This is a genomic window from Candidatus Saganbacteria bacterium (assembly GCA_016223245.1).
GTDB lineage: Bacteria > Margulisbacteria > WOR-1 > XYC2-FULL-46-14 > XYC2-FULL-37-10 > JACRPL01.
Map to the genome: position 1 here is coordinate 67,151 of JACRPL010000012.1, position 19,165 is coordinate 86,315.

Genomic DNA, 19,165 nt, shown 5'->3' on the forward strand with positions numbered 1-19,165 from the left:
TCATTATTTCTTATGGATCTTCAGCCTATAATGCTTTTTCAGATGAAGTTTTCCTTTAAATTTTTTATGTTTCGCTTCGGCGGCAATTATAAACGCATTTCCGAAGAACATAACCATGACCAACAAAGCCAATATCCTTTTCATAGAAACCTCCTTAAGGTCTTTGCAATTCAAGATAGATAATTTTTAATATTGCGACAATAGGCGCCGCAAAGAACAAACCCCATAGTCCGAAAAGTTCCCCCAATATCAACACAGACATAACAACCGTCAACGGATGCAGGTTGAGTTTATCGCCAAGTACTTTCGGGATAAAGATGGCAATCATTAAGATATTAAGCGCTACAAAAAATATAAGAACATACAAGGCCAAGACGGGGGAACCGATAAGCGCGACAATTATCGCTGGAGCGGCGCCTATGAACGGTCCGATGTTTGGGATCACTTGCGAAATCGCCGCGATCAAACCTAGGATCAAAAAGAAATTTACACCCATAAAACAAAGCGCAAGTCCCGTTGCAACCCCTACCACCGCGCAAAGGATAAGCTGGCCTGTCACATAATTTTTTAGGACATCGTCTATCTGCCTTAATATCTTGAGAGCGGCTTCCCTATGGTCTTCCGGTATGAACTTCACGATTCCTTTTGCAAGGTCTTTTTCGTCTTTCAATAAAAAGAAAATAATTATCGGCATGATTATTATATAAATAAACCTTGAAAATAATGCGATGAGGCTATTAGCCGATCGCTCCAAGAACAATGTGAAATAGGAAAATGTCCCTTGGAGCGCGTTTGAAAGCGCCAAATTGACCTCTTGAGGCATTCTAACGCCACGATACCACCTCTGGATATCGGATGCCGCGGATTTTGCCTGCGCGATATATTTGGGGGCGTTCGAAACAAATATCCCCGACTCTTCGATAAACGGCGGGAGAATGAACTGAAGGAGGACGCCGACAATTATAATAAATAGCATAAATGAGATGAATATTGAAATTATCCGGTTAAGCCCCAACCCTTTTGGCCTCTTATGCGATAAAAAATTAACGATCGGGTCCAAAAGATAGAAAATCGCTATCGAAATAATGATCGGAAAAAGGACATTTCTTATAAAAAACAAGAAAACGCAGAATAAAACAAGGAAAACGATCCTAGTGATTTGATTTTTACTCATGGGAGAATTATACATTATTCAATGAAAGAAGAAAAGGCAATTAGAAAAGCTTCGCCTGTTCCGCGCATCCGAGCCTCTTGTCGCGTAGCCGAGCCTCTTAGGCTCGGCCGTATCGACTATGATTGCAGAGGCTAAGAGCCCCTGCTACGCGTTTTTGAACACTTTGCCTTTTCCCGATTAAATATCTAATTCCAATGCTTCGTCTTTTTCTTTAAAAGCTTTCTCTCTAGGATTTGTCTTGTACAAATAAAAGAACATTTTTACGGTCGTATCGATCACGACGAAGAAAACAAGCGCCATCATGATGAACGAAAGAAGCGCGTTCAGGTTCCCGTTGAATGAATGTTGTGGAATATAATTGTCCAAAATATTTATTACGCCGGCTGAAATTGTCGTCGCCAGCATAAAAAGCATCGGAAAAAAAGTTATCAAGCCGTACCATTTATTCTTGATTATTATCGTTGTTCCTATTGCCAAAGCGGTCGTTGCAAGAAGCTGGTTTGCCACGCCAAACATAGGCCAGATGATAGAGATATCGCCGTTAAACACCAAATATCCCCAAGAAAGCACAACGATAGCGCTCGTAAATATGATGCCGGGAATTCCCGAAAATATTTGCGCCATAGCCTATCATCCTGATATCTTTTTCGTTAGAGACCATCTTTGGCGTTGTTCCCGAAGATATAAGCGCATGGAATCCGGATATCGCGCCGAGAAAGTCATATATAGGAAGCATAATAGAAAGCTGATGTTTTGAAAAAGTGAACATCGGGGCTAATCCCGAATTTTGTACAAAATACCCGAAGAACACGCCTGATAAAAGCAACAAAGCACCAATTAAGTGCGCCGGGAAGAAATCCGAATTGCGCCGCAAGAACAGGACCGATCAATGGCCCGGCGCCGGCGATCGCCGCGAAATGATGCCCAAAAAGGATCCATTTGTTGGTCGGATGATAATCATGCCCGTCGTTTAATTTTTCCGCTGGGGTCTTATTGGTTTGGGAAAGAACTAATACTTTCGCGGCAAGAAATGCGGAATAATACCTATACGCCAGAACAAAAACACATAAAGCGATAATCAATAGACTAAAGAATTAATTGTATCCCTCCAGTTAGGATCCTGCGACTAAATTCACCCTTCGCAGTAGCACTGCTACGGAGAACGGGCGTCGCGGATCCTAAAGTCTAAAAACTATTTCTTGCAATTCTTTGATCAACTCATTCCAATATCGCTTAGTGCCTGCTTCAGGAAAATGCGTTTTAAAATCGGATTCCGGGCTTTGCACCGCAAGCCAAGACGCGAAATGGATAATCCTCATCCCTCTTAAAAGAGGAACAAGCTCTAAAGATCGTCTATCGAAATGCCTAAAGGTTTCATATCCTTTAGTGAACCATTCCAATTCATTATCGCATTTTTCGGGCACATCGGGCAATAACATCCAAACATCTTGTATCGCAGGACCAAAGCTCATATCGTCAAAATCGACAATGAATATGCCCTCCCCCGGCCTGAAGATCAAATTCCCGCGATGGAGATCCCCGTGCAACAAAATAAATCCTTCTTCGGAAAATTTTGGATCTGCGATCGAAATAAATTGTTCAACGACATCAACAAATGCCTTTTGAAAATCGGGAAGTAAAAAATCGGTTTTTAACATCGAATCCAAATGATGTCTCGTTGCGGTTGATGGTCGCCAAGTAATGCGGCTGCTCGATTTATGCATCTCGCCTATTAAATGGATCCTTGCTATTGACCGTCCAAGCTCTTCCCAAACCTCTTTATCGAACTCATCAAGAGCGCGGCCGCCTTTTTTGGGGAAGACAGCATAAGGTATCGAATCGAATACGAAAAGGGTTTTGTTATTAATGATCTGCGGTGGAATAACAGGGATCTCTTTTGCCGATAGTTCTAAGAGGAACTTATGCTCTTCTTCGATCATGTTATATGCCCATCGCCCCTGGCGATAGAACTTTACGATGAATCTTTCTTGGGAGTCATACTTTTCAAGTTCATAAACACGATTGATATAGCTGTTGCGCTGTCGAAGGAGGTTGCTTAATTTTATCCCAAGAGTTTTTTCGACCTCGGTTAAAATGGTGTCGTGGTTAAGAGACTGCCAGACTGATGTTCCCATAGACCAATAATAACAGATTTATTATATTTATTGAAATTGGACAAATATTATTGCGATATTTGCATATGGATATAGGATATCTACGTGGAGTAATTACCCGCACTGGCATGCGGCCGGCACGGATGCGCACTATTCCACAGCACACTTATGGCGGGAGAAATTCACAGGCACATAATATGCTTCTTCAAGATTATATTCGTGAAGGCCATGGGAGAAAGAGAATATTGGATATTGGCATCGGCGCGTCTAATTTCACTCCAGAACTTCGAGCAGTTACAACAAGAGAACTTGCCCAAAAATTCTTGCCATACCCCGATGTGGAAATAATAGGTATAGACCGGGATCTCGGCCTCCTAGAAGTTATGCTATCGAATGGATCCAAAGATTTCCAACCAAGAGGTTTGCCGCCTTTTGTAATGCCGAATCTAAGATATATAGAAGCTGACGCGGCTCAAAACTTGGGAGTGGAGCCTAATTCAGCTGATACCGCGCTATGCTTCAATGTATTCCAACATCTTTCTACAGGTGAAATCGCAGGACTAACCCAACAAGTTTTTTTAGCCTTAAAAATTGGCGGAAAGTTCTATTTTTCCCGCGTGCCGCTTGAGGCATTTCCAGCCTCGCCATCTTGTTTAATTAAAACTGAAAATGACACCTTAACGAGATGGCTTGAAATAATTGTCCCGTCCATCGAATTGAATGCATATCTTTCTTTGGCGCGTTTGTTCTAGGGGGATATTATATTTTATTCTCGCGCTTTTCTCTCTTTAAAGCTCTTTTTTCTTTAAGGGACATTTTTGCGACTTTCTTAATATTTTTGCTGCTGCCTTGTTCTTTGTTTGCCATTGTTGCACCTCCCGAACTATTCATTTTCCGAAGCCACGAACGAAGTGAGGGCGTAGGAGAATGGCTCGTCCAATTCCTTCCCGAACCACCTGTCTGCCGAAGCTTCAGCGAAGGCATATCCCTCTGATTATACCCAACACAATTCATGGGTGCAAGAAGAAGGATTTGGGTAGAATGTAGGCCTAAGAAAAACCGCTCTTTGCCTCCCCCACACCCCCGGCGAAGAGCGGTTTTTATTCTCCTTTCGGTCACTATATTCACTGAACTTTCTAAGAACTATATTAAAGTAGTGAAATTATTGAAGAAAACGCGCGATATATATGTGGGACCGATGATGAGGGTTAATTAATCAGAGGTCTCAATAGTAATAACTAGATATCTTAAAAAGGCAAGCCAAAAAGCTGGTCGAAGTCTAGTGATAAAGTAAAAAAGGAGGGAAAATAATGGTAGCGAGAATAGGTAGTGTGCATCCATCAAATGGTGTGGGCGGAGGGGGAACAGTAAGAACAGCAGAGGCTGGTTGGAGGCGGGCATTTCGTCTTAGGACTGACTTGCAGGACCAAGGATCGCGGGAAAGATTGACGGCAGCTTTAAAACCGGCTTTTACCGCAGCAATAGAGGCCTTTAGGCGTCTCCCTTTAGCCACTAGAATTTCATTTGCTGCAGTATCCCATGATGAAGCATATTTTAAGCCGAGCGTTCTGTCTCAGCTTGGGGCAGATGGGATATATGTTGCTCCCGCGGTTGAAACTGCAGGGAGAGAGATCAAATTCCTTCTGACCAAAGATAATGCCGAACAACTAAAAGCTTGCCTGACAAAAGAGGGTCAGGAGCAAATTGATAATATGGTGAACAGGCAATTTGTCGGCAAAGCCTTTGTCACCCCGACCCAGATCATTCCCGGGAAAGTTGCGGATTTCTTTGCTTTCTTTGGGAAAACCGATTCCGCAGTTATTGCTAAGGTTGAAGACCTGGCAGCTAAAGGTAAGGCCACCAAGATCCTCAACAACCTCTACATGTCTTCTCGTGTGATGGCGGCTTATATTGATCGTTTTTATGCCGATCCTGAAAAAAACGCGGGAATGAGGGAAATGACCGTAAAACTGCAGGAAGAGGGTGTGGCTGATTCAGTGCTGGTGATAGCGGCACTGGATTTGGGCTTAATTTCGCAGGACACGAGGTATGTCAGTATGCACGAGGCCTGGGCCACCCATAATGGCTGGGATTCTCAAGCCGCGATAAATTTTGCCGATCTGCCACGGGATTCCCAATCAAAAGATGAAACCATCTTGGATACCCATATGGGCATACGCGGGCAACTTTTGCCGTTGATTGATGCGGTTAAGGTGGTAATAACAGAAGAAGCTTAATAGTTACTATTCAAATTTAGGGGGATCATTTTCTTGATCCCCTTATTTTTTAATTTGGATTCGATTTATTTTTCAGAAAAAGGGTGAAATTAAGGTTAGCGGGCGCATTCATTGCCCCCCCCCCCCACTATAATTGCGCCCGCTATAAATATTATAAATGGCAAGAAATATCGGCATTTTTAGTGAAATCTTTCAAAATAAATGCGGATAATAATTTGAGAGAACATAGCATAGCCCGAAGCCTATATTAAGACAAAAAAATAAGGAAAAGGATCATGGTTAATCAAATTAATAATAACGACCGGCCAGTAATGATAGCCCAAGAAGGGTTGCCTGGAGCAAATCAGCGATCCTTAACAATCAGCGAACGATTAAATTTAATTGAGAATGATCTGTTAAAATCTTACGAATCTTCCCCGACTGAAGCTGAAGCTCTTTTAAATAAATCAGCTAAAGCGGCAATGCAAGTTCTTATGATTTTCTATAATAAGGAAACCGAAGATATCCCTGCTCAAGCATTAAAAGCAGTCATTTTATTGGTAAAATGTTTGAATGCTCTTGCCCAATTAACCGATGCTTCGCAAGACAGAGAATCCGCGTTGGCCGTTATTCTAACCATAATTAATGGCGACTACGATCGATCGCAAATAAAAACCACTGATTCCTCGGCTATTTTGATTATTACCCTTTTTCGAATTCTTCAATTCACGAAAGCCCATAGAAATAATCTTATTGGCTCTGATTTTTTCAAATCCATGGGTAAATATCAGCTCTGGTTAGAGCAAATTGACTCTTTAACCGGGCTCAAAAAGAATGCTGCGGCCGAAATTCTTTATTCCACGATCCAAAAGGAAACTGGCGAAATAAAGCTTGATGAATTTCAAAGTAAATTAATGGCGTGCATTCATTCAAAAATGGGATCCCATTATTTATGGGAAAAGAAAGATGACAACAAGGCCGAAATAGCTTTTAAAAAATCATTTAAGCTCACAGGCCCTTTTAAGCGCGATTCTTGGATGGCAGGAGTGGATCGAGAGAACCATTTTGGCCTGGCTCAAATTTATTTGAATAAGGGCCAAGATGGTCTTGCTTTAAAAGAATATCAACTAATTATTGATTCGATCTCTAGCGCCCATTCTTCCAATTAGGGAATACGCGTTCATCTTGCGAAAGTTTATTTCGAGTTGATAAAATTTTATGCGGCCAAGGGAAAACCCTTCAAAGAAATATCCGATAATTACAAAAAAGCGATGCAAGCTCTCCAGTTAAGCGGGAATACTGCTCAAGCCCGCATCTTAAGGGCTCAAATATTTTTTGAAATTGGAAATCATTTCAACTATCTCAAGCAAGAACCGGAGAGAGCGATTTTCTTTTACCAACAAGGGCTAACATCCCTAGATGGTTTAAAAGATGAATTCAGCAAGAAGCTGGCAATTTGGTTCAAGATAGGAATTGCTCGTGGCCAATTATCCCAAGGAAAATTTGAGAAGGGCAAAACATCACTCGACAATATTAAAAAAGAAGCCGGCGCAACCGAACTCTCTTCCACAGAAATTTCCGATCAGATTGATGATCTCTATGTTCAAGTGAGAGATACGGAAAATTCAAGCCAACTTAGTTTTGAAAATCGATTCGTTCGGGCACAATATCTAAATTATCCGGTTAATCGCGGCTATGAGCAAATCTTTGGATTTAAGCTCAATCGAATTCCTTATTTTGAACTTTTCGGCGAATATACTCACAGCGCTTTATCACGAACTGTAAATGTCGATAAATATCAAGGCGAAGATTTGCCAGGAATGGAAAGCTCTGCAGGACATTTTATTAATTTAGGTGCTAAATTTTCCGTCGGCTCAAGTGGATTTAATTTCCACATAAGCCCGGCTTTATTAGCTAACATTTTCTCCTGTAACCAATGGGATTATTCGTTCAGCAAAGATCATTCCTCTCTTTACAACCGCCGCTCTCAAGCTTTCAGTTTTGTTTCTATTAACATAGGAGGGGAAAGCGGCTTGAGTTATACCTGGCAAGTTGGAAAAGGAAGCGGTTTCTCACTAGGAGTAAATGGAGGAGTTCATGGCCTTTCTAGAAATGATCCAAATGCTTTAGTAGAAGGCAACCGATTATCGCTTGCGTCACGTTTAAAAACTGCTGGGACTGAGGCTAATCGAACCGCCCTACAGACCCAGATCAAGGATCTTGATTCAATCAGTTCTAAACCGCTTTTTTCTTGGTTCGTTCAGCCGAATTTGGGTTTTTCCTTTGCTCCAGTTCATGCCAATAATTTTTCCTTAAGTAATATATCCCTTAATATCGGGGGGGAAGTGGGGAATGACCCTATTGGGGGCACAGTCCAAGGCTTCTGGCCTGAATACAAAGACGATAATGGAAAGAGAACTGCAATCGATTTTTCGCGCCATGCTTTCACTTTTAATCTCTCCTCAACCTTAAACTTTGGAGAAACCAGGGGGATTAGAATTCCGATTTCTTTATATGGCGAGATAGGGAATTACAGATTTCTGGGGGCGCAGGCAGGTTTACAGTTTTTTCTTGGGCCAATTGACCTGAAGCTATTATACAAATTCGGCAAATACTCTGATTCTGTAGTTAATGCTGATAATCACTCAGCGGTATTAGAATTTAACTTTTAATTTAATTCGGACACCTAATTCTTGCTTCGTTTCCCCGGCCGATAAACCACCAGTGGATTTGTTTTATAAATGGATATTCCGAAACCAACCGATAAGTTTCCCGAATAAAGCCAATTTTTTCGCCCTCCGACCAATCAATCAGTTTATTATTGACATAGTCGTAATTGCCGATGGAATATTCAAAAAAAGCAAACGGTTTATTCCCGCCTACAGCTGTCCAAAGTTTATTCGCATCATCAAACGCCGCCTTGGGACCTTTGTCCTTAGTTGGATAGTAATTCATGCCGATGATATCGCATTGCCGCAAGCCTTCGATATAGTCCGCTCCGGTTTTACATTGCTTATTTAGGTGTCGATCGTCAAATCCGGCAGCCAGAGCAATCCCAAGCAAAATATTTTTCGCCCCGGCCTTATCACAGCTTTTCTTAATAATCTTCATCTGCCGGTTAAATATTCCTGGATCAATGAAACAATCTCGGGTCGCCCCGTCCTCCCATGCCGGCCAATCACCCTGAATATCCCAGGCCAATATCAATATCGCTTGTTTGATTTTCATTTTTTTTAAGTCATTATTGAATTTGCGGAAAAATTTCTCTATCCCATCAGGTTTAACGGTCTCAAAATTATGGAGAAAGAGTCCGATTGTGGGTGCCAATTTAAGATCGGCTATTTCTTTGGTAACCCTCAACAGTTCCGGATAATCAATTGAATATTTACCTCGATGTTTTTCGTCAACATAGCAGGGTTTAACCAGTTTGCCTTTCTTGTTAATCGTCGCATAAAATTCAGGATGGGCCGTTTTAAGCTTAAGTCCCCAGGCTAAAAAATCCGCTGGTCTTCCCGGAGAACCGGAACCATTCCAATAAGTGGTATCCTAACTTCCGACAATGAAATCAGCGGGCATATTTACGGTTTCCTTAGACAAAACGCTCCAAGCATCAGAAGTTGCGGAAGAAGCTAAAGCCGGAATAGCTAAAAAATATATGACAATCGACCAGAGAATAAAATAATACATTCTTTTCATTTTGTTAATTTTATCATAATTAAACAAACTTTAAAAAAGGTTTCTCAGATTAAAAGCGATATTTCTTAAAAAGTTTTTAAACCCAACAAACCGGTGAATTCCCCAGAGGATGCTAAAAAGCTGGTACTCTGGATAAAAATCCATATAAAACCCGGATGAAATATTTTCGGTCATTTTCACTCCCATAAATGCCATTAAGGCCAAGGTTCCGACAATCTCAAAATTTCCAAAGTCACCCACTGCTGCATGCTTTTTTCTTGGCGTTGCTTTATACAGCTGATCAGATTCTCTTTTAAATAAGACTTTTGCTGAGTGAAAAAGACCTCTTAAATAGTAGAAATTCATGAAAAAACTTATCGACAATCCATCAATCAGGTTCTTGAAGGAATATTTTGTTGAAGAAGTAATAACATGAAAATATGTTGTTAAATAAAGAAAAAATGGAATCGTTTCAATCTCGAAATATTCATGATGAAGGGGCGATTCCAAAAGAAAGGTTGCCGTAACCGCGACCGGCAGAATATTTAATCCCAATACATAATTAAATCTTAATGCGACTTCTTTCGCGTCTATAGCTGAATAAACCCCATTTGCAATATCCCGATACAATATTCTTGCGATTCTTAATCCTCCCGAAGCCCACCGGGTTCTCTGAACCTCCAGAGCTTTCATGTTCATCGGACTAAAGGTTTGGCATTGATCTTCCGGTGAAGTAATAATTTCGTAGCCGTTTCTCCTTAGTTTGAGACTGTTTTCCACGTCTTCAATAAGGGTTTCAGCTAGAAAATCACCTTTCTTTTTCATCGCTTCATAGCGCCAAGTCCCGTTGAATCCAAGCCAAAAACCGCTGGAATAAGCCGTCATACCGATTGAGACTGGCAGGAACCAGAACGAATGGATTGCAGACGCAGACGCAATATTGGTTGGCTCCGGCGATGGCAGTAAATACGGCGACTGAATTAGGCCTACAGATTGATTTTCCTCTTTTTCCATATAGACTATTTTTCTTACTAAATAATCCGGTTTTGCAATTGTATCGGAATCAAAAGTTGAGACATATTGCGGCGCCGGGGTATGCTCCCCAATTGGTGAGGACACCAGAATTGTTCTCCCTTCTTCGTCTGTTGCCATTGCCCATGTTCCACCCAAAAGCGAAGTATAGGCGGTAAGATTCCTAGCTTTTGTTTTTTCCTGTTCCAGATTTGCGTATTTTGTCCTAAGAAAGATGTCCAAATCGGCATTAAATATTCGGGAGCACTCAAGATACATTTCTTCAATCTCTGAATTACTGTTTACCCCGCGCATTGCCATGTAACACTCCTGTGCCCTGGAAGCATAATATTCGGACTGCCTTTGGAAAGTATGTTCAATCAAGTACTGATCAGTCGGATAAGATGAAGTAGAATTCTGAATTTCTATAGCTTTTCTCGAAAACCATTTGCTAACTGATAGGTAAACGGCGCTCAGCACCCGGAATTCTTCGCCCAGATCAACATGATCAAATGTTTTTCTTCGATTAAAGCCATCGACCGCTTTCATTGTTTCATCATGGCAAACGGCTAATTCTCTTTTTATTTCTCTAATCAGTTCTAATGTTTGTTCTGTGTTATCCAGAACCTCGGGATTACTTCTGTGGACATCGTTTCCCAGAAGAAGCACAACTTTTTTATTTCCGTAAGTCTGTAAGCAATGACTGTAAAGAGAGCGTCTTAATAATTCAGGGTCTTCCATATGAGAAGGTATTATCGTCAGTGACATTGGTTGGTTTTCAGCAGATTTCAACCTATGCACTTCAGTCGCGGTAGCTTCGGTAAAATTACTTTCCAAAGCATAACTTTTTAGTCTTGAAGTGTGGAAAACGAAAATTTGCGATAAAAAATAAAAGTTTGGCATACACCATGCCATTTCCAACAATGACCGCAGGAGACTAACATCCCCGAAGTTACTAACCATTTCAAACGCGATAAAAGCATTGCTGAAAAGAGACGCTGTCGCAGTTGCCCAAAAAAGTCCGCGAGCCCGAAAGTATTCCTTGCCTAAATAGGGATTTTTCTCTTTTATTTTACCATCTAATACTGCGCTTATTTCACCTAAGTTTTTCGAGGCAACTTTTATACCTTCCCTGGGAATAAACTCCATCACCGGCAATGGACCACAATCTATTATGCCTTTATCTACGGCTATGCCATTGGGCATAATGGTAATCGGCTTATCTGAATACCTTGCGACTTCAAAGACATTATGTGCCAACCGCGAAGTGCCTACCAATCTTGGATTTCCGCCCAAGCAGGCTCTCATAATATTTACCGCTCCAACCGCGGTATTTGTCAGCCTAGAAACGACCGTGTTTCGGCTGAAACCTGATGTTGCGATATTATGATAAGTCCCGCTTACATTTGATAATCCATTAAACATGATTTTCCCTCATCTTAATCTCACTTGCGGTTCTAGTATTTCCAACGACCGATCGGCTATGATTTGAAAAACATGATCAACAGACTTAAGCTGAGTATGTCTTTGACTTTTTGGAACTACTAAGTATGTTGGATCAAGTAGGCTGATTAGGTCCCCGTAGGATTTTTCGAATTGGATCACTGGAACACTTTGCGTTGTTCCATCACCAAGAGATTCCTGAACATACTTCAAAACAACGTTGATTGGTATTTTTTCAGCCAAAGCTGCCACTGCTTCATTTATTCTAGTTTGTTCAGTTTGATTGCTATGCGAGGCAGAAACCATCTCTGATTCAGTGATTCCAACTAAACTTAAAAGCACCCTAATTTCCATCCAGGTGGTAATTGGATTGAAGTACGGATTTTGGAGTGGAATGGCCCTTTCTCGAAAACTGAAGTCTTCCAAAATAGCAACCATGTCATGTATTCTATAAGGGCCGCCTCCGCGATCAAAAAGCCTGGGAACAACTTCAGCGGTACTTCCCCGGTCATATTGAGCGTGGAGAGCTAGGATTGCCGGATCAATAGTGGCTAATAGATTATCATTGCAAGAAACCATCATTCTTCCCACCCCGCGCTCAATCAATCTGCCTAAAGTGAAATTGGATATAATTGAAAGGAACGAAAAGAGATGACCAGGTGAAGCCAGCTCAACAGATTTTTCCACTCCTTGCGATAAATAAATACTTCCTTCTCCTTGTTCCTTTGACTGACCCTTTAAAGCTTCTCTTTTCCTTCTGATAGCTTCCTCTCCCAGCACAGAAATATTTCCTTCTCTGAGATATTCAAACCAGTAATCCAGATCTCCGACTGTTGGGACAAGCTTGTGAGTAACCGCATGGGTGCAACAATAAACGTCTTTCGGTGGAAATCCAAAATAACCTTCTCTTTGTAGTATTTTTTCAGTTCTTTCGTGAGTAAAAAAGCCATTCAAAAAAATGGGTAGAATAAGGCTCCCGTAAGCTTCCCGCGCATAAGCCGCATTTCCCAATTTTAATTCAATTGGAGACCGATATTTGCCATGCAGATCAAACAAAGGACTAAACCCTTTTGCTACATTACCGCCGAAACGCGAGCTTTCACCACCGTTGAGAATAACAAAAGCAAGGGGATTCCTTAAAAGAGCAAGTCCTGCCATGAATTGAGCTGCATATTCCTCCGACCCAATTAATGGAGCAAGCTTAACTTGTCCCCCCTCATCTGGGTCAACTGCTTGCACTTCTGCCGACTCAATTCTGACATTTGTTTTTAGTGATAATTCTCTGGCTTGATACATCCTTTGGAGTTGTCTAAATGTGGCCTCGTCATATCCATATCTAACTTTTAGGTCTTCTACCATTTGAGCACCAGAATCTTCTGAAAGAGGAAGGGCAACGACCTTGTGCCATGAACCAACTATTCTTTCAACATCTACTCTGTTATGAACTTGGACTTGCGCGCCCTCTTTATTAACCGTGAAGCAATAAACCCGAGGACCGGAAGGGAAGGACATTTGACCCGATAGATCATGTTGAGCTTGTTCAGATATCCCCAAAAAAGATTCCTCAAACTCCGCTTTCCTTTTCGGATTAACAAAAAAAATTCCTCCCGCTCCAGCCCTTCCGCCAGTCGAATCATATCCCCAGAGATCTACCCTAAATATTGCTTTTAGCCGCTGATAAACTAATTGGTGATACGCGTTATTTGAGAGAGGGCTGATTATTGTGCGGTCAACAAAATCGGCCGCTTCCAATTCACCAAGTTTTTCCGCGTCTCCTTTTAATAAGGCCAAATATATCTCATCAAATCTTGCTTCTGTTCTTAATCGGGCATCCCATGCCGGTTCAGCCCTTAAGAAATATTGCTCCGAAATCAACCTCAACACCGGACCGACATCTACCCCTGTTCCGCCGTTTACCAAAACCAAGGAATCTATAATTCTTTTAATAACACTATCTTCTAAATTAAGCGGTTCATACCTTGGCAGTAAGGATCCTTTACTGTCAGGGTCAAGTATTGGATCCGCCGATTGTCCAAGAATTCGTTTGAAGCCCCCCCACATTCCTCCGTAATCTTGCCATCCGCCTCCGCTGCCACCCACCCATTCCGCATAAATGCAGCGGGAAGCCGCTTCCACTTTTTCTTTTTCACTGACCGTTGGAATACCCGGATCGCTTTGTCCTGAAAAGCGGAGGAGTCCAATAATTAGCGCCGCCAATAAATTAGTGCTAACCGCGAGTCCGGATCCCCGAGGAATATCTGTGACTGATGAAACAACTTCAAACCCCTTATAACTAACGTTTTGCGACATAAACGTTTTAAGCAAAGTAAGAAGCGGCACCTCGCTTTCCTTGTTTTTTAGCGCGGGCGGAACAATTCCACTGGCAACAATTGCCGCTTTCAATAATGACAGCTCATCGTTTTGCATATCAAACAAATCGTTTAAATCTGTTACCAATTTTGTCCGTCCAAGGTCAAGAGAAGTAATACGAATTCCTTCTTCTTTAATTGGTTTCACTATTACTTTGATTGGTGGTGCGCTTGATACGCTATTGTCACTACGCATATTTATAGAAATATTAATACACCGGGCTTTCGAAGGCCGATCCATTGCCAGGAAAAATATGTCCGAACCGACAGAGCTAGTGAGTTCGATTCTAACGGGCATGTTAATTTCTTCCGCATGCTCAGCATAAAAATCTGGGTTGCGCAAACGATATCTTCCCAATTCTTGAAAATCACGGAATTGGGGCGTTCTAGCTGCGATACTTTTTAATACCAGATCTTTCGCTAGTTGATATGCAATCCCGAAATAAGCCATACCAACTGCTCTTAGCGTTGCTTCCGGATATTGGCTTGAAAGAATTTCGTTTTTTTCGTGCCAATTGATAATTACACGAAAGTTTCGCTGCTCAATTGCTTTAGATATTTCGAACGGAACCGTTCCGACGCTTAATAATCCAGATTGATCCGGCAAGTAATGATCAAACAATCTCCCCAATAACATTGCCGCGCGAATTCGATGGAAATTATTATCAGTTGTTCTGAAGAAGCCCGAAAGATCTCTCGCTTGATCCATAAGCTCTGGCCGATTTAATCTCTTAAATAATCTTTGTTCTGTGGTATCTGCCAATCCGGACGCTCCTCTAACAACCGCAACCGAATTAATCGCTCCTCTGCGGTAAGCAATATCAGCCGGTGCGACACCCACTCCTCCATGCAGCCTGGCCAGCTCGTTTACTACTAAAGAAATTCTACTCGGCATTCGCTTCTTCCCCTTGTGCTAATGCAGTCAAAATTAAGCTAAGTGCAATTCTTTGACCGTCTTCCGCTCTGGTATAACTCCTAAAGCATCCTTCATCGGGAACAAGGAAAGCAAGTTCTTTCATTGGTTCTCTTCCAATAACTCCTCCATCGCCAAAACCCAGCAGCCCAATTCGTCTCGCTTGTGGAAAACTTCGGAACGCGTGTGCGATGTTTTCAGAATTTCCGCTCGCGCTCATACCAAAGAGAACATCTCCCTTGGCAACCCCCAGTTTAGAGAGCATGTTCGCAAATCCTTCTTTTTTGTATCTGCCCTGACTGATGCTGAGCGTGATTGCTTCTACGAATGCAGTTAGATCAACGATATTCCGATATGCTTTTGGCCGATCCCGAAAAGCATGCCTAAGACCTTCGGTTAAATAGGAAGAAAACGTGGTGCAAGCGCCGTTTCCAAAAGAAAACAACGAATGGCCGGAAAATACTTGTGCCCTAATTAGGGAAGCTATTTGAGACAATATATCCAAACTAAACTGATCCTGCTCAAGCGACCGAAGCAACAATTCCCAGTACCCAGATAACGATCTGGCACCCAAATCATGGAAAGTTGAATCTAATTCAAAAGCCTGATTCACCCCTAAGTAATGCATAATCACTTGAGCCACATCCCTGGCAGTCGATGAACTTTCAGAATCAATACGGACAAAACAATGCGTCCGTTCAATCGGTTGCGCGCTCCTACCAATAAGCAGATTTATTCCATTGTGATCATAATTGTACGCAAAAGCTTCTTCCAATACCGGGTTAGGACCATCCAAGTGGAATCCAACGAGCAAATCATGATTTCCAAAACCCCTGAGATGCAAAAATCGGGACAAAAGATCTTCGCTCGGATAATCATTTCCAAATGCCGTAATCGTCGAGCTTCCTAGGCTGACTATTTTGAGTTGTGCGGATTTTATCCAATCAACTTGCGCGTGAGAAGCTAGTGAAAAATCGGCTCCCGTTCCGAAAACAACGACATCATTCCCTTGTCTCCTTGAAGTTCTCATTAAACTTGAACAAGCATGCACGTCTTGTTTGCCCGCAAGTACCACTCTTCCCGCGGTCTGGGTAACAGACTTTAGATACCTGTCCATTTTCCCAACCATCATTCCATTCATTCTAACCGCCTCCTTGAGCAAGTGAAAACATCAAACTTATTTCTCCAAGAGAAATTACTGAAAAATCCGGAATATATTTCACGTATTTGAATGGAGTTGTGTCTAACCTTGTTTGCTCCAACATTGTTCCGACTACGATACACTTAAGGCCGGCTCGGTTTTGTGCTTCAATTCCAATTAATGAATCTTCAAATCCGAAACAATCGTATGAAAAAAGCCCGATTGCGCCGCAAGCTTTTGCATATATTTCCGGATCCGGCTTAGGTTTAGCCACCTGCGAAACATCAATTACCGCGGTAAAGCCTGCGCGGATGCCTAATGACCCTAACACAAATTCTGCTTCATTTTTCGAAGAAGATGTAGCTAATGCGATCGGCACTCCGCTACTTCTGATTGATTCAAAAAAATTATGAAATCCGGGAACAACAATTTTTAATATTTGAGATCGAAGTAGTTCTTCATAAATTCGATTTTTTTCCTGGCAGATTGCCGCCATTTTGTGATCAGGTATCTGGGATTGAAAAAGGAGCCTGGCCGAATCAGGACTGGCTGTACCGAAAACATCCCGCGTATAATCTAATTGCCAATTCCATTGTAATGAATGGACAGTTGCAATTCCTCTCCATGCGGCTTCATGAACCGGACAGGTGTGGATGATTACTCCGTCCATATCAAAGACAATGCCGAAACGATGGCCTGCTCTGCTTACTAAATGATTTTTTTAGGATGTGGCATCCTTCCCGATTTTGTTAAAACGATAGAAGATAAAAATTAAAAATCGCTCTTCGCAGGGGGTGTGGGGGAGGCGAAGAGCGATTTTCGGAAGCCCTACATTCTACCGAGATTCTTCTTCTTGCACCCATGAATAGTGTTGGGTATAATCAGAGGAATGGTTCGGGAAGGAATTGGACGAGCCATTTTAATTGCGCAGCGAACCATCGCTGGCGGGGTTGGGCGGCTTGTCGCTGCGCAATTAAAATGGAGAGGGAAGGATTTGAACCTTCGAACCCGTTAGGGACCTGATTTACAGTCAGGGGCATTTGGCCACTTTGCTACCTCTCCTCGCTATGCTCGGAATGACCAAATCCCAATTTCCAAATCCCAACAATGAATTAATTATATCTATAATTATCGCGAAGCGAAACAATGTTGGTCATTGGTCATTGGTCATTGATGATTATACCAGAGATTTCCGCTGGCGCACAACCTCGTACATCGCGATAGCAGAGGAGACTGAAACATTCAACGACCCGATCTTGCCATGCATCGGGATCTTGACCAAGAAATCACAATTCTCTTTGACTAATCTTGAAAGCCCGTTCCCTTCACTGCCTAGAACTAAACCAACTGCCGTTTTGAAATCGGCTTTTGTGATCTCTGTCGTTGCCTCTCCGTCCAACCCGAACATCCAAACCCTGTTGTCTTTCAGATTTTTCATGGCATCATTCAAATTTGTAACCCTCGCGATCGGAACATGCTCGACCGCGCCCGCGGATGTCTTCGCAACCGTTTCGTTTGGAGATGCCGCCCGATGTTTTGAGATAACAACACCATGCGCACCCGCCGCGTCAACTGTCCTTAATATAGCGCCCAAATTCTGTGGATCCTCTACCCCATCAAGTAAAACAATAAAAGGAAGTTCATTTTTTGATTTGGCAATTTCAAGTAGATCTTCGACTTCGACGAATTTTGCGGCAGAAACAAAAGCGACAACACCTTGATGCTTGGTATCTTTTGCACCTCTATCTAAAACGCTTCTGTCAACAAATTCGTAAAGAACACCTTTGCTTTTTGCGAGGTCAATTATTTCTTCGGTTCCGTGTGAAGTCTTTGAAAGCAGTATTTTATTGATCGATCGCCCTGACTTTAACGCCTCAAGCACGGGATTGCGGCCCGCGATGAAATCGGCCATTACAAAATTTCGCCTAAAGCTTTTTCGAAAATAAATAGCGCATGGTCGATCTCGTCTTTCTTGATGATAAGCGGCGGGATAAAACGAATTACAGTTCCATCCCCACCCGTCGATATGAGAATTAGTCCTTCCCTTAAACAAATGTTCAATATTTTTTTGACAATCTCATTGTCTTGAAAATCAACGCCTATCATAAGCCCCATTCCACGGACTTCCTTTATCCTTGAATAACTCTTCTGCATGGCTTTTAGCCGTTTTATAATATATTTCCCGAGCTTATCGGCCTTCGCAACTAGCCCTTTTTCTTGAATAACCGTTAATGTAGCAATAGCAGCGGCACAGCTTACGGGATTCCCTCCGAATGTCGAACCATGCGCTCCAGGCGTCCACTTTGCCATAATTTCTTTTTTTGCGGCACAAACTCCAAGCGGAAATCCGGATGCAATGCCTTTGGCCAATGCCATAATATCAGGGGCCACTTCAAAATAATTCGCGGCAAACCAATGCCCTGTCCGCCCAATTCCAGTTTGAACTTCATCAAAGATCAATAAACAATTATATTTATTGCATAAAGCCCGCAATCCCTTCATAAATTGTTTTTCTACGACAATATATCCGCCTTCGCCCAAGATCGGTTCAATTATTACTCCTCCGATCTGGTGGTTTTTCATGATCTCTTCAACAGCGTTCAGGTCAAAAGCGGAAATATAAACCTCCGGAAGCAATGGCTCGTAGCCCTCGCGATATTTTATTTTAGAAGTTGTAACAGATAATGCGCCAAGCGTCCTCCCATGGAAAGCGCCTTGAAAAGCAATGATGCCCTGCTTTTTCGCTGCGTATTTTGCGAGTTTGATAGCAGCCTCCACGGCTTCAGATCCGCTTTGGCAGCAAAATATTTGCGAATCGGTTATCGGCAATATTTTCCGTAACTCTTCGCCCAATTTAATGTATGGCTCATACAGGGCAACGCCGATGCAAATATGGATCAGTTTTTTTGTCTGTTCAACTGCCGCTCGAACAACTTTTGGGTGGCAGTGTCCGGTCGAACAAGTTGCGATACCCGATGAAAAATCGAGATATTCTTTGCCATTCATATCGTAAAGATTACAGCCCTTGCCGGATACGATCTCCAGATCTTCAAAATATCGCCCTAAGACTGGTGAAACATACTCTTTGAAACCATCTAGCAATGTCATA

Annotated in this window: 16 protein-coding genes, 1 tRNA gene and 1 pseudogene; 4 read left to right on the plus strand and 14 right to left on the minus strand. The window is 42.2% G+C overall.

The window, feature by feature from the left end; translation table 11 throughout:
- Window positions 1-3: 3 nt before the first annotated feature.
- The 6 genes and pseudogenes from HZC34_05240 to HZC34_05265 all read right to left on the minus strand — a co-directional run bounded on the left by HZC34_05240 (window position 4) and on the right by HZC34_05265 (window position 3,309).
- Window positions 4-144, minus strand: coding sequence for a hypothetical protein (locus HZC34_05240; GenBank protein MBI5701228.1), 141 nt, complete (start codon window positions 142-144; stop codon window positions 4-6).
- A gap of 10 nt (window positions 145-154) precedes the next feature.
- Window positions 155-1,174, minus strand: a complete 1,020-nt coding sequence (locus HZC34_05245) for an AI-2E family transporter (protein MBI5701229.1) — start codon at window positions 1,172-1,174, stop codon at window positions 155-157.
- A 177-nt stretch (window positions 1,175-1,351) separates the two neighbouring features.
- Window positions 1,352-1,798 carry a hypothetical protein gene (locus HZC34_05250; protein ID MBI5701230.1) on the minus strand — a complete coding sequence of 149 codons (447 nt, stop codon included), beginning with the start codon at window positions 1,796-1,798 and terminating at the stop codon, window positions 1,352-1,354.
- Window positions 1,794-1,886, minus strand: a pseudogene (locus HZC34_05255) (hypothetical protein). The gene HZC34_05250 and the pseudogene HZC34_05255 overlap by 5 nt, the downstream one beginning before the upstream one ends.
- A gap of 7 nt (window positions 1,887-1,893) precedes the next feature.
- Complete coding sequence (locus tag HZC34_05260) at window positions 1,894-2,256, minus strand: hypothetical protein (protein ID MBI5701231.1); 363 nt, start codon at window positions 2,254-2,256, stop codon at window positions 1,894-1,896.
- Between the two features lie 96 nt (window positions 2,257-2,352).
- Complete coding sequence (locus tag HZC34_05265; protein ID MBI5701232.1) at window positions 2,353-3,309, minus strand: serine/threonine protein kinase; 957 nt, start codon at window positions 3,307-3,309, stop codon at window positions 2,353-2,355.
- A 65-nt stretch (window positions 3,310-3,374) separates the two neighbouring features.
- On the opposite strand from HZC34_05265, the gene HZC34_05270 reads away from it, so the two are divergent.
- From HZC34_05270 to HZC34_05285, 4 genes are all read left to right on the plus strand, one after another.
- Window positions 3,375-4,040 (plus strand): class I SAM-dependent methyltransferase, encoded by a 666-nt coding sequence (locus tag HZC34_05270; GenBank protein ID MBI5701233.1) that lies wholly within the window; start codon window positions 3,375-3,377, stop codon window positions 4,038-4,040.
- 558 nt (window positions 4,041-4,598) lie between these two features.
- On the plus strand, window positions 4,599-5,525 hold the full coding sequence (locus HZC34_05275; GenBank protein MBI5701234.1) for a hypothetical protein: 927 nt from the start codon (window positions 4,599-4,601) through the stop codon (window positions 5,523-5,525).
- Window positions 5,526-5,800: 275 nt separating this feature from the next.
- Entirely contained in the window at window positions 5,801-6,673 is an 873-nt protein-coding gene (locus HZC34_05280; GenBank protein MBI5701235.1) for a hypothetical protein, read from the plus strand.
- A gap of 36 nt (window positions 6,674-6,709) precedes the next feature.
- Entirely contained in the window at window positions 6,710-8,176 is a 1,467-nt protein-coding gene (locus HZC34_05285; protein ID MBI5701236.1) for a hypothetical protein, read from the plus strand.
- A gap of 1 nt (window position 8,177) precedes the next feature.
- On the opposite strand, the gene HZC34_05290 is transcribed toward HZC34_05285, so the two are convergent.
- The 8 genes from HZC34_05290 to HZC34_05325 all read right to left on the minus strand — a co-directional run bounded on the left by HZC34_05290 (window position 8,178) and on the right by HZC34_05325 (window position 19,164).
- Complete coding sequence (locus HZC34_05290; GenBank protein ID MBI5701237.1) at window positions 8,178-8,732, minus strand: hypothetical protein; 555 nt, start codon at window positions 8,730-8,732, stop codon at window positions 8,178-8,180.
- Window positions 8,733-9,230: 498 nt separating this feature from the next.
- Window positions 9,231-11,486, minus strand: a complete 2,256-nt coding sequence (locus HZC34_05295) for a glycosyltransferase (protein ID MBI5701238.1) — start codon at window positions 11,484-11,486, stop codon at window positions 9,231-9,233.
- 138 nt (window positions 11,487-11,624) lie between these two features.
- Entirely contained in the window at window positions 11,625-14,897 is a 3,273-nt protein-coding gene (locus tag HZC34_05300) for a UTP--glucose-1-phosphate uridylyltransferase (GenBank protein MBI5701239.1), read from the minus strand.
- On the minus strand, window positions 14,887-16,056 hold the full coding sequence (locus HZC34_05305) for a hypothetical protein (protein ID MBI5701240.1): 1,170 nt from the start codon (window positions 16,054-16,056) through the stop codon (window positions 14,887-14,889). Before HZC34_05305 ends, HZC34_05300 begins: the two co-directional genes overlap by 11 nt.
- A 1-nt stretch (window position 16,057) precedes the next feature.
- The gene (locus tag HZC34_05310; protein ID MBI5701241.1) at window positions 16,058-16,726 is read right to left on the minus strand and encodes an HAD-IA family hydrolase; all 669 of its coding nucleotides are present in this window, start codon (window positions 16,724-16,726) and stop codon (window positions 16,058-16,060) included.
- A gap of 309 nt (window positions 16,727-17,035) precedes the next feature.
- A tRNA-Tyr gene (locus HZC34_05315) sits at window positions 17,036-17,118 on the minus strand.
- Window positions 17,119-17,233: 115 nt separating this feature from the next.
- Entirely contained in the window at window positions 17,234-17,968 is a 735-nt protein-coding gene (gene rlmB / locus HZC34_05320; protein ID MBI5701242.1) for a 23S rRNA (guanosine(2251)-2'-O)-methyltransferase RlmB, read from the minus strand.
- Window positions 17,968-19,164 (minus strand): aminotransferase class III-fold pyridoxal phosphate-dependent enzyme, encoded by a 1,197-nt coding sequence (locus HZC34_05325; GenBank protein MBI5701243.1) that lies wholly within the window; start codon window positions 19,162-19,164, stop codon window positions 17,968-17,970. Before HZC34_05325 ends, rlmB begins: the two co-directional genes overlap by 1 nt.
- Window position 19,165: the final 1 nt, after the last annotated feature.